Source organism: Mesorhizobium sp. M7A.F.Ca.CA.004.12.1.1 (assembly GCF_003997835.1).
Taxonomy (GTDB): domain Bacteria; phylum Pseudomonadota; class Alphaproteobacteria; order Rhizobiales; family Rhizobiaceae; genus Mesorhizobium.
The window spans coordinates 1-11,905 of record NZ_RZRK01000089.1 but is presented as its reverse complement, the minus strand read 5'-3'; the positions used below and the strand labels follow the sequence as shown (position 1 = coordinate 11,905).

Annotated in this window: 8 protein-coding genes; 4 read left to right on the top strand and 4 right to left on the bottom strand. The window is 62.7% G+C overall.

Annotation, left to right across the window (positions count from 1 at the left end; genetic code table 11):
• The coding region (locus EN984_RS07220; RefSeq protein WP_206517408.1) for a class II aldolase/adducin family protein at positions 1-775 on the bottom strand (775 nt) is incomplete at its 3' end.
• Between the two features lie 90 nt (positions 776-865).
• Positions 866-1,831 carry a sugar-binding transcriptional regulator gene (locus EN984_RS07215; protein WP_127270079.1) on the bottom strand — a complete coding sequence of 322 codons (966 nt, stop codon included), beginning with the start codon at positions 1,829-1,831 and terminating at the stop codon, positions 866-868.
• Positions 1,832-2,018: 187 nt separating this feature from the next.
• Here EN984_RS07215 and EN984_RS07210 point away from each other — a divergent pair, with 187 nt between their 5' ends.
• The 4 genes from EN984_RS07210 (at position 2,019) to EN984_RS07195 (ending at position 8,992) form a co-directional block, all read left to right on the top strand.
• On the top strand, positions 2,019-3,659 hold the full coding sequence (locus EN984_RS07210; protein ID WP_127383680.1) for an acyl-CoA synthetase: 1,641 nt from the start codon (positions 2,019-2,021) through the stop codon (positions 3,657-3,659).
• 187 nt (positions 3,660-3,846) lie between these two features.
• Entirely contained in the window at positions 3,847-4,452 is a 606-nt protein-coding gene (locus EN984_RS07205) for a TetR family transcriptional regulator (RefSeq protein WP_127269135.1), read from the top strand.
• 51 nt (positions 4,453-4,503) lie between these two features.
• Positions 4,504-5,646, top strand: coding sequence for an efflux RND transporter periplasmic adaptor subunit (locus tag EN984_RS07200; protein WP_127269134.1), 1,143 nt, complete (start codon positions 4,504-4,506; stop codon positions 5,644-5,646).
• Between the two features lie 199 nt (positions 5,647-5,845).
• Positions 5,846-8,992 carry an efflux RND transporter permease subunit gene (locus tag EN984_RS07195; RefSeq protein WP_127270076.1) on the top strand — a complete coding sequence of 1,049 codons (3,147 nt, stop codon included), beginning with the start codon at positions 5,846-5,848 and terminating at the stop codon, positions 8,990-8,992.
• Positions 8,993-9,060: 68 nt separating this feature from the next.
• On the opposite strand, the gene EN984_RS07190 is transcribed toward EN984_RS07195, so the two are convergent.
• Together EN984_RS07190 and EN984_RS07185 are read right to left on the bottom strand one after the other, a co-directional pair.
• Positions 9,061-10,770 carry an APC family permease gene (locus EN984_RS07190; protein ID WP_127270074.1) on the bottom strand — a complete coding sequence of 570 codons (1,710 nt, stop codon included), beginning with the start codon at positions 10,768-10,770 and terminating at the stop codon, positions 9,061-9,063.
• Between the two features lie 385 nt (positions 10,771-11,155).
• On the bottom strand, positions 11,156-11,905 hold a 750-nt coding region (locus tag EN984_RS07185), incomplete at its 5' end, for an aminomethyltransferase family protein (protein ID WP_164765399.1).

Genomic DNA, 11,905 nt, shown 5'->3' with positions numbered 1-11,905 from the left:
CCACCGCACCACGCAGCATCGGCGCGATCGACGCCGGTGTCGCGAGCTTTGCCGGCAAGGCTGCCTTTGCCGCCTTCGGCTTGCCGCTTGCGGCAATGAAGTCCTCGGCGACATTCACATAATGGATCATCCGGTCGTAGGCCTGTTTGGCGTCGTCGCCGAAGGTGAAAATGCCGTGCTTGTCGAGGATCAGGCCTTCGACATCAGGGTCGGCGTCGAAGATATCTGCGGCCGCCTTGGCGAGGTCGAAGCCGGGCATGATGTAAGGCACGTAACCCATCTTGCTGCCGAACACCGTCTTCACCAGCGGCTTGGAGTCCTCCTGGTCGACGATGGCGAGGATGGCGGTCGAGTGCGTGTGGTCGACGAATTTGTGCGGCAGGAAGGCATGCAGCAGCGTCTCGACCGACGGGTTGGGCGAGGACGGATCGATGAGGTTGACGCGTTGCAGGGCAACCATGTCCTCGTCGGCCAGCCTGTTCAGCGCGCGCGCCTTGAGCAGCGGCTTGAGCTTGACGGCCGGCAGGCCCTGCGGCTCGATGATGCCCATGTCCCAGCCGCTGCCCTTGACGCACAGCACGTCCCACTGGTCGCCGACGAGGTCGGTTGCCGTCGTCTTGCAAGAGGTGTTGCCGCCGCCATGCAGGACCAGCCGTGGTTCGCCGCCGAGCAGCCGGGTCGTGTAGACGCGCAGCGCCAGGTCGCGGCCGACACCCTTTTTCGCGTAGTCGGCGACGAGTTTTTCGGCTGTTTCGTCATTCCACAAATTGTTCATGTTCGCTTCGTCCGGTTGTTTGTTTTGATGGTGAAACAGGATTGCCGCGACGCTTTGATGACAATGCGCCGGCGGCGGAGAGGAGGATTTCTAGGAGGCCTTTTCTGTCGTGGCAGCCGCATGATCCAGGAGCCGCTGCGCCATGTGCGCGCCGACCACCAGATGCGTGCAAAGGCCGCCCGCGATCGCCGCGAGCAGCGGTTCGAACTTGCTGTCCTCCTGCACCACCACCAAACGCCTGGCGATGGCGCGCAGCGAGGCAAGCTCGGCGGAGATCACCCGGCGGTTATAACTGCAGCCGAGCACCTTGCCTTCGGCGTCTATGATCTGCCCGGCAATCACGCCGGCAGCGCCTTGGCTGCGCAGATCCGCCATTTCTCTTGGCGTCAGCGCGCCGCATTTGACCAGATGGCTGTCGGCGTCGACCGCGCCGACCGAGTATAACGCCAGGTCGCATTCGCTGACACCCGACAATTGTTCCCGGATCACCGGCTCGGCACGCAGCGCCCGCGCGAGTTCTTCCGTCGACAGCACCAGCGGCGCGTAGAAATTGAGCCCCTTGGCGTTGAGCCGCCGGGCGATCTCCATGGTGCATTGGTCGGGGCGATAGGAATAGGGTGCGCCGAGATTGCCGCAGAGCTGCACCACTGTGACATCCTGCAGATCGGCATAGGACATCACGTCGGCGATCATATAGACGGTGCGGCCCCAGGCGACGCCGATGCGGTCGCCCTTCTTGACCAGTTCGAGAAAGACGCTTGCCGCCAGCACGGCGATTTCCGTCGACGGGTCGGCAATATGATCATTCTCCGGTGCGATCCAGACGGCGTCGAGGCTCAACGCATCCTCGAGCTTGCGCGCCAGCACGTCGTCGGTGAAAAGCTGGGTCGAAGTCGAGATGTTGACGATGCCGGTCTCGCGCGCCTTGCGCAGATACATGGCGACCGAGGCACGGGAAATGTTAAGCTGGCTCGCCACCTGGTCCTGCCGCAGGCCATGGGCATAGTAGAGCCAGGCGGCCTTGTGGATGAGTTGTTCTGCCGGTCGGATCGCCATGCCGTCTCCTCGGCTGACATTATTCACGGCTCTCGACAAAAGTCAAACTGGGCAGAGGTATGCGATACTCCCGCTTACGCTGAATCTGGTTCATCATTGCGCCGAATGCGCTCTGTCGTGGCATCGTTTGTGGTGACGCGGACCGAGCCTATGACTAGAACGTCTGAAAGAAATCGGGGAGCATGGGATGGGCAGTCCTTACGAACAGGATCTCGACAAGAACGCGGCCAACCATCAACCGCTGACACCGCTCACCTATCTTGAGCGCGCGGCCAAGACCTATCCCGACCATCTCGCCATCATTCATGGCCACCAGCGTATCGACTATCGCACCTTCTGGCAGCGGTCGCTGAAGCTTGCCTCGGCGCTCGACAGGCGCGGCATCGGCAAGGGCGACACCGTCACCGTCATGCTGTCAAACACGCCGCCGATGCTGGAGGCGCATTTCGGCGTGCCGATGACCAAGGCGGTGCTGCATTCGCTCAACACCCGCCTCGATGCCGCGGTCATCGCCTTCCAGCTCGATCATGCCGAGACCAAGGTGCTGATCGTCGACCGCGAATTCTCCGGCGTTGTCAGGCAGGCCCTGGAACTGGCCAAGGTCAAGCCGCTGGTCATCGACTATGATGATCCCGAATACGCCGACGACGCGCCGTATCCGAAGGGCGAGCGGGTTGGCACGCTGGACTATGAGGCGTTTGTTGCAGGCGGCGCCGAGGATTTCGCTTGGTCGATGCCCGACGATGAGTGGGACGCCATCTCGCTCAACTACACTTCCGGAACGACAGGCAATCCGAAGGGCGTCGTCTACCACCATCGCGGTGCCGCGCTGATGGCCTACACCAACACCATTCATGCGGGCATGGCCAAGCACGCCGTCTATCTCTGGACGCTGCCGATGTTCCACTGCAATGGCTGGTGCTTTCCCTGGACGCTCGCTGTCCAGGCCGGCACCCATGTCTGCCTGCGCTGGGTGCGGCCGAAGCCGATCTACGATGCGATTGCCGATCACGGCGTCACCCATCTGTGCGGCGCCCCGGTCGTCATGTCGGTGCTGATCAATGCCAGGGAGGAGGACAAGCGCGAATTCCCGCAGACTGTCACCTTCAACACCGCGGCAGCTCCGCCACCGGAAGCGGTGCTGTCGGGGATGGCCGATGCCGGCTTTGCCGTCACCCACCTCTACGGCCTGACCGAGACCTATGGTCCGGCGGTCGTCAACGAATGGCATGGCGCTTGGGATGATCTCGAAAAGGGCGAGCGCAGTGCCAGGAAGGCGCGGCAGGGCGTGCGCTATGCGGCGCTCGAAGGCCTGACCGTCATGGACCCCGAGACGATGCGGACCACACCGGCCGATGGTGAGACCATCGGCGAGGGCATGTTCCGCGGCAACATCGTCATGAAAGGCTATTTGAAGAACCGCAAGGCGAGCGACGAGGCCTTCGCCGGCGGCTGGTTCCACTCCGGCGATCTCGGCGTCATGCACCCCGATGGCTACATCCAGCTCAAGGACCGCTCCAAGGACATCATCATCTCCGGTGGCGAGAACATTTCCTCTATCGAGGTCGAGGACGCGCTCTACAAGCACCCGTCGGTTGCCTCTTGCGGCGTCGTCGCCAGGCCCGACGACAAATGGGGCGAGGTGCCTGTTGCCTATGTCGAGCTGAAGCCCGGCAAGGCCGCGACCGAAGCCGAGATCATCGATCATTGCCGCGCGCTGCTTGCCCGGTTCAAGGTGCCGAAGGCGGTCATCTTCGCCGAAATCCCGAAGACCTCGACCGGCAAGATCCAGAAATTCCGGTTGCGCGAGATGGCGAGGGGGACTTAAGCCTCGTCGCTGCTCTCCTCCAGTTACGACCTTTGCGATTGGGCAAAGCCTCCGCGACTTTCGTCGGTTCCCTGTCACCATCTGTCATCATTCGTACGTGTACACCGAATCCGCATTGACAGGTCGCTCTTTTCAATTTACGAGTGACGAAAATCGAAATTCATCACTCGTAAATCGATAGAGGATCATGTCCGAAGCCGCCACCATAGTCGCCGAAGCCGCCCGACAGGAAAATGTAACGCGCATTCTCGATTGCGCCGAGCGCCTGTTCCGGCACTATGGCTACGGCAAGACCAATGTCGCCGACATCGCGCGTGAGCTCGGCATGTCGCCCGCCAACATCTACCGTTTCTTCGCCTCCAAGGTCGAAATCCACCAGGCCGTCTGCGGCCGTATGCTCGGCGCCAGCTACAAGATGGCCTACGAGATTTCGCGCCTGCCGATCAGCGCCGAGGAGCGGCTTCGGCGTTACGTGCATGCGCAATACAAGATGACGATGGAGGTCATGCTCGACGACCAGAAGGTCCACGAGATGGTCATCGTCGCCCTCGAACGGGACTGGAGTGTGATCGACAAGCATGTCGACAGCATTCACGACCTGTTTGCGGAGGTGATCCGCGACGGCATCGAGGCCGGTGAGTTCAGACAACAGGACCCGGTGACCGCGTCGCGCTGCTTCGGTGCCGCAACGGTCATCCTGTGCCATCCGCAAATGGTTGCGCAGTGCCTTGCCAAGACCAACCGGGCGATGCCCGACGATCTGATCGACTATGCGATCAGAGCTCTGAAGTAATAGCCCCCGCCAGCCGGTTGTCGACCATTCATCTCCAGTCGGAGTACCAAGATGTCTTTGTCCAATTCCATCCTTCGCAAGCTGCCAGTTGCCGGCCTGATCGTCGCCACTCTCGGGCTTGCCGGCTGCAGCCAGGAAAAAGCCGAAGTCAAGGATATCATCCGTCCCGTCAAGGTTGTCGAGATCGCGAAGGTGCACGACACCCGCACGCTCTCCTATTCCGGCTCGGTGCGAGCCCGCACCGAGAGCGCTCTGGCGTTCCGCGTCAATGGCAAGATCACCGAGCGCCTCGTCGATATCGGCCAGCATGTGGCCGCGGGCGATGTGCTCGCCCGCATCGATCCCATTGACTACGACCTCTCGGTCAAGAGCGCGCAGGCAGCGCTCGATGCCGCCGAGCGGCAGGTCGAGACTGTGGAGCTTGCCCGCAAGCGAGCCGAGCAGCTTTTTGCCAAGAATTTTGCCCCGAAATCACAGCTCGAACAGGCGACCTTGACCTATGACCAAGCGGTCGCCACGCGTGATTCCGCCCTTTCGACACTTGCACAGGCGAAGAACCAGGTCGGCTATACCGATCTCAAGGCCGACAGGGATGGCATCGTCACCACGGTCAGTGCCGACGTCGGTCAGGTCGTCGGTTCCGGTACGCCGGTTGTCACTGTCGCCGTCGACGGCGAGAAGGAAGTGCTGATCGCCGTCCCCGAAATGGAAATCGCCGAATTCAGGCCGGGCAAGGCAGTCAAGGCGGGCTTCTGGTCCGACGATGCGCTGGCGCTCGATGGCAAGGTCCGCGAAGTCGCCGGTAGCGCCGATCCGCAGTCACGCACCTTTGCCGTCCGCGTCAGCCTGCCAAACGATCCGCGTGTGCTGCTCGGCATGACCGCCAGCATCGAAGCCTCGGCGGCCAATGAGCGGCAGCTGGTCTCGATCCCGCTGAGCGCATTGGCCGAGCAAGGCACCCAATCGATCGTCTGGACCGTCGATCGTGGCGCCGACACCGTTCATGCCCGTCCGATCAAGGTTGCCGAGTTCGCCGCCGATGGCGTGCGTGTCGCAGAGGGTTTGAAACCCGGCGATGTCGTGGTCGCCGCCGGCACGCAATTCATGACCGAAAACCTGAAGGTGAAGCTCGCTGGTGATGCGGCGCTGCAATCGGCATCCGCGGCAGACGGCGACGCCAAGCAGGTGCGCTGACGACAGACAACCGGCTGCGCGTTCCCGCAGTCGTTGGTTTCCGGGCGGCAGGCGCCCGACCGAGACGCTCGATTGATGTAACCCCCACATCGATCTCGCGTCCCACCGCGATGAGTGCTTCTCCGCTCGGAGAGCCTTGCCGCCCGGAAGCCACTATGAACCCTCGATTTTGTTGCGCTAGATAGATGGACCAGCGTCGATGACCAATTCCACGGAAGAGAAGCGGCCCTTCAACCTGTCGCGCTGGGCAATCGGCCATCCCGCCATTGCGCGGTTCCTGTTCGGCCTGATCATCATTTCCGGCGCGCTCGGCCTGATGCGTATGGGCCAGAAGGAAGATCCCGATTTCACCTTCCGGATCATGGTCGTCCAGGCGATCTGGCCGGGCTCCTCGATCAAGGAGATGGAAGACCAGGTCGTCAACAAGATCGAACGCAAGCTGCAGGAAACGCCGCATCTCGATTTCGTGCGCTCCTTCACCCGCGCCGGCAGCGCCATCATCACCGTGCAGATCAAGGGCGACACCAACACCGCCGAGGTGACCGACGCGTTCTACCAGGTGCGCAAGAAGGTGGGCGATATCCAGGGCGACCTGCCGCAGGGCCTGCTCGGCCCGTATTTCAACGACGAGTTCGGCGACACCTTCATCACCTTGCATTCGATCAGCGGCGACGGCTTCAGCTATCCCGAACTGAAGAAGTTCGCCATCCAGGCGCGCGACATGCTTTTGACGACGCCCGGCGTCGAGAAGGCCGTCATCATCGGCGACCAGCCGGAAAAGCTCTATGTCGACGTCTCGTCCAAGGCCCTGGCCGAACGCGGCCTGACGCTGACCGATCTGCAGAATGCGATCAAGGGACAGAACAATGTCGACCCGGCCGGCTCCGTCGATACCGGCACCAACTCGGTACGCATCTCCGTCGAGGGCGATGTCGGCAAGGTCGAGGATATCCGGAACCTGCGCCTGCGCGCCGGCGGCCAGGTCACAAGGCTGGGCGACATCGCCACGGTGACCTCGGGGCTGGAAGATCCGTTCCAGCGCAAATACCGCTTCAACGGTCACGACAGCGTGCAGTTGGGCGTCGTCATGGCCAAGGGCTTCAAGGTTACCGACGTCGGCAAGGATGTCGAGGCCACCTACAAGCGCTTCGAAGAGGCGCTGCCCTACGGCGTTGCGGTCGACCAGATCTCCGACCAGCCGGGCGTCGTCACCGATGCGGTGGCCGAGTTCATGCATGCGCTCGGCGAAGCGTTGCTGATCGTGCTCGTCGTCTCGTTCCTGTCGATAGGCTGGCGTTCTGGCCTGGTCATCGCCATCGCCATCCCGCTGGTGCTGGCTGCGACCTTCGCCATCATGTACGAACTCGGCATCGACCTGCAGCGCATCTCGCTCGGCGCGCTGATCATCGCGCTCGGTCTTCTGGTCGACGACGCGATGATCGTCGTCGAGATGATGGAGCGCAAGCTGGAGGAGGGGATGGTCAAGGTCGAGGCGGCGAGTTTTGCCTATTCCTCGACCGCCTTCCCGATGCTGACCGGCACGCTGATCACCACAGCCGGCTTCATTCCGGTCGGCTTCGCGGCCTCGACCGCCGGCGAATATGTCCGCACCCTGTTCTATGTCGTCGGCATCGCGCTGATCGTCTCCTGGTTCGTCGCGGTCTATTTCACGCCATGGCTCGGCAACATGATCCTCAAGCAGCGCAAGCATGCCGGCAGCCATCACGATGTCTTCGACACGCGTTTCTACCGCCGGCTTCGTGCTACCGTCAGCTGGGCCGTGCGCCATCGCATCATCGTCCTGGTGATGACGCTGGTCACCTTCGGCACCAGCCTGTGGGCTTTCCAGTTCATTCCGCAGAACTTCTTCCCGCAATCGTCGCGGCCGGAAATCCTCGTCGACCTTTGGCTGCCGGAAGGCACCAGCATCAAGGAAGTCGAGGCGCAGGCCAAGGCGCTCGAAACCAAGATGATGGACGACAAGGACAAGCGTTTCATCGCCACCTATATCGGCGAAGGCGCGCCGCGCTTCTTCCTGCCGCTGGACCAGCAGCTGAGCAACCCCAACTTTGCCCAGCTGCTCGTCATGGCCAATGACGAACCGGCCCGCGAACGGCTGATCGTCAAGTTGCGCACCGTTCTGGCTGAAGACTTCCCATCCATCCGTGCCAAGGTCGATCGTCTGTTCCTCGGCCCGCCGACCGGCTGGCCGGTGCAGATGCGCGTCATGGGGCCGGATCGCCAGGAGGTGCGCCGCATCGCCGACCAGGTGAAGGCGAAGTTCCGTGAGGATCCGCTGCTTGGCGCCGTGCATGATGACTGGCTGGAGCCGGTTCCGGCGATGAAGCTGGTCATCGATCAGGATCGTGCCCGCGCACTCGGCGTCACCTCGCAGCGCATCCGCCAGATGCTGCAGGCGGCGATGTCCGGCGCGCCGCTCGACGACTTCCGCGACGGCGAGGAGACGGTGTCCATCGTCGCCCGCGAGCCGGATGCCAGCCGCAGCCTGCTGTCCTCGGTCGACTCGGTCTATATCCCGACCGACTTCGGTGGCTTCGTGCCGCTGTCGCAGGTTGCCAAGGTGGTGCCGGTGCTGGAGCAAGGCATCGAGTGGCGCCGCGACCGTCTGCCGACCATCAGTGTGCGGGCAACGCTGCCCGACGGCGTGCAGTCCAATGACGTCGTCACCAAACTGTACAAGGATATGCAGGGCCTGCGTGACGGATTGGCGCCAGGTTACAAGGTCGAGATCCAGGGCGGTGCGGAGGATTCGGCGGAAAGCCAGGCTTCGATCGCCGCCAAGGCGCCGATCATGCTGGCCGTCATCGTCGTGCTTTTGATGATCCAGCTGCAGAACTTCGGCAAGGCGATGCTGGTGCTGGCGACCGGTCCGCTTGGCATTATCGGTGCTGCCGCGGCACTCTTGATCAGCGGCGCGCCGTTCGGCTTTGTCGCCATTCTCGGCGTCATCGCGCTGCTCGGCATCATCATGCGCAACTCGATCATCCTGGTCGACCAGATCGACCAGGACATCGCCGCGGGCATGGACCGCTACGAGGCGATCATCGGTTCGGCCGTTCGCCGTTTCCGGCCGATCACGCTGACGGCGCTGACGGCGGTGCTGGCGCTGATCCCGATCTCGCGCGGCGTCTTCTGGGGTCCGCTCGCCTACGCCATGATGGGCGGCATCCTCGTTGCCACGGTGCTGACCATCCTGGTCCTGCCTGCCGGCTACGCCCTGTTCTTCGGCCGGGAGCCGAAGAAGCGCGGGGCGGAGGGGCGGACCGACGATCTGGAACTGAGCCAGGAAGCCGAAAAGCCGCAACTGGCGCTGGCCGCCGAATAGACCGATCACGCCAGTCGAAAAGGATCGGGCGCGCCGAAGCGCGCCCGATCCTTTTCACTTTTACGAGGTCAGATGACGAAGAACCAGTTGGCGAGCAGCATCACCACCACGCCGGCGACCAGGGTCAGGTAGGGCAGTATGCCCGCCTTTTTGACCGAGAGGTCGGCCCCCGTCATGCCGAGATCGGCCAGCATGTGGTCGGGGAACTTGCCCTTGTCCTGGATGTAATGGCGGAAGCAGAACACCGGGATGATCAGGGCTGCCGTGATCAGGCCGGCCCACAGCGCCATCGGGTTCCAAACTTTGGCTCCCGCGCCCATGAAGATCATGTTGACATAGGCGAAGATCGCGCCGACGCCGAGCAACCAGCTCGGTGCTTTCCAAGGCCGGGCGATATGGCCGTTGTCGATGCGGTGGATCCAGCCGGCATTGAGGTTGAGGAAGTTGAAGATGATATAGCCGCAGTTCGACACGGCGAGGATGAAGAAGAAGCTCGTCGCGTCGGCAGAGGCGATGGCCAGCACGATCAGGTTGAAGACGAGATCGGTCCACATTGCCCGCGTCGGCGCGCCATGTTCGTTGACATGGCTGAGATAGCGCGGCAGCCAGCCATCGACCGAGCCCTGGTAGAGCGTGCGTGAAGAGCCGGCCATGGCCGTCATGATGCACAGAACCAGAGCCAGGATCATCAGCATCACCAAGAGGCTGTGGATCAGCGCCCCGCCGCCGACCATGCCGGCCAGCGCGTCGGCGACACCGGAGCCGTCGACGATCGGTGTCGCCAGCATGCCGTTGAGGCCAAGCACGCCCTGGAAGGTGAACGGCACCAGGATGAACAGCAGCATGCACAAAAGGCCGGAATAGAAGATGGCCTTGAACGTGTCGGTGCCCGGGTTCTTGAACTCCGAGGTGTAGCAGACGGCGGTCTCGAAGCCGTAGGTCGACCAGGCGGCGATGAACATGCCGCCAAGCACCAGCGTCCAGCCGGCAATGTTCCAGGCGCCGGGCTCGGGCGCGTAGGCTGCCGCCAGCGGCACCAGCGGCGAAAAATTCGCCCAGTTGATCTGGCCGGTGACGATCGGCACGACGCCGACGATCAGCATCGGGATGATGACCAGCAGGCCGATATATTTCTGCACGTTGGCAGTGCCGAGGATGCCGCGATGCTGGATGGCGAAGATGATCAGCATCAGCACCGCGCCGATGAAGAAGGTCGCGTTGAGGGTGAACGAGACCGGCCCCAGCGTGTGGCTGTAGAGCGTCCAGTTGCGGATCACCGGCGTTGCCGCGGTGGTCACCGCCGTGATGGCGTCGGCAGCACTCGTCCCGGCATGCGCGGCGATATAGGCGACGACTTCGGGCGAGGCATCGGTGAACAGCGGCACCGGCGCCAACGCGTTGAGGATATAAGCTGCGGCGATCGAGCAGCCGAGCGACAGCACCGGCGACCAGGCGAACCAGTTGCACCAGACCGACAGCGGCGCGATGAACTTGGAATAGCGCAGCCAAGCGGTGGCGCCGTAGATCGACGCGCCGCCCGACTTGTTCGGAAACAGGCCGGCGATTTCGGCATAGGTGAAGGATTGCAGGAAGCCCATGATCATGGAGAAGATCCAGATCGCGAAGGCCAGCGTGCCGGTCGTGCCGGCAATGCCGCCGATCGAGAACAGGACGAGGGCAGGCACGCCGCTCGCCACCCAGAAGGCGCCGCGCCAGTCGATATTTCGGTGCAACTTGCCTTCGGCAAGCGGCTCCAGGACAGTCGTTATCGTGCTCATATGTCTCTGTTCCCCATTTTGATGTTCCCCGTTCGTGACCGCCGCGGCTTCGCTAGGCTCACCATCGACGCATGCATTGATCGACTGCTGGTGTTTCCACTCAGTCGTATTTTTTTCTTAGGAGTGAAGATTGATCCGGCGCGCTTTCACGTCAAGCGAATTGTCGCGCCGTGCACATCACGCTTGCGAAACATGTCAGCTTCACACTGGCGGGCAGGATTGTTCGGAAAAGGACCAGGGGTCTGGAAACGAAAAACCCGCCGGAGGCGGGTCCCGGCGCAAATCAGCACCATGGACGAATATGTAGCATAGCTGCCCTCAGCAGGTCAAGAAAAAATTCCTATCAGGCTGCCAGCACGGCCTCACTGTCTTCGGAGGAAGGCCGTCAGGAGCGTGGTTTGATCTTTTGCGGATCGTAGTGGGCGAAGGCGACGACGCGCGCCAGCAGCCGTTTGGCATGGCCGTCGAGCTTGCCGATCTCGACCTCGGTACCGACAGCCGAATGGGTGACGTCGAGCCTGGCCAGCGCGACGGTCTTGTTCAACACCGGCGAGCGCATGCCCGACGTGACCACGCCGATCTGGGCGCGGCCGACATGCACGCAATCGCCATGGCCGACGTCGACATTGGCGTCGATGTCGAGGCCGACCAGCTTCGTCTGCGGGTGCTCCTTGCGGCGGATCAGCGCCTCGCGGCCGATGAAATCGTCGGTCTTGCTCTTCAGCGGCACGGTGAAGCCGATGCCGGCCTCGAACGGATCGGTCTGGTCGGAGAATTCGTAGCCGGCGAAGATCAGCCCGGCCTCGATGCGCACCATGTCCAGCGCCTGCAGCCCCATCGGCTTCAGCCCATGCGGCTGGCCGGCTTCCCAGATGGCGTCGAACACCTTTTCGGCGTCGCGCGGATGGCACCAGATCTCGTAGCCGAGTTCGCCGGTATAGCCGGTGCGCGAGACGACGACCGGAATGCCGTTGCCGCCACCAATGCGGGCGACGGCGAAGCGGAACCATTCGAGCTCGTCGATCGACGGCTGCAATGGCGAAGTCCAGATCACTTCTCGCAGGATGTCGCGGCTCTTCGGACCCTGGACGGCGACGTTGTGCATCTGGTCGGTCGACGAGCGCACCAGCACGTT

Excerpts from the sequence above, each read along its gene's own strand:
- EN984_RS07195 (WP_127270076.1), top strand. The coding sequence starts at position 5,846 with ATGACCAATTCCACGGAAGAGAAGCGGCCCTTCAACCTGTCGCGCTGG.
- EN984_RS07200 (WP_127269134.1), top strand. The coding sequence starts at position 4,504 with ATGTCTTTGTCCAATTCCATCCTTCGCAAGCTGCCAGTTGCCGGCCTG.
- EN984_RS07215 (WP_127270079.1), bottom strand. The coding sequence starts at position 1,831 with ATGGCGATCCGACCGGCAGAACAACTCATCCACAAGGCCGCCTGGCTC.
- EN984_RS07190 (WP_127270074.1), bottom strand. The coding sequence starts at position 10,770 with ATGAGCACGATAACGACTGTCCTGGAGCCGCTTGCCGAAGGCAAGTTG.
- EN984_RS07205 (WP_127269135.1), top strand. The coding sequence starts at position 3,847 with ATGTCCGAAGCCGCCACCATAGTCGCCGAAGCCGCCCGACAGGAAAAT.
- EN984_RS07210 (WP_127383680.1), top strand. The coding sequence starts at position 2,019 with ATGGGCAGTCCTTACGAACAGGATCTCGACAAGAACGCGGCCAACCAT.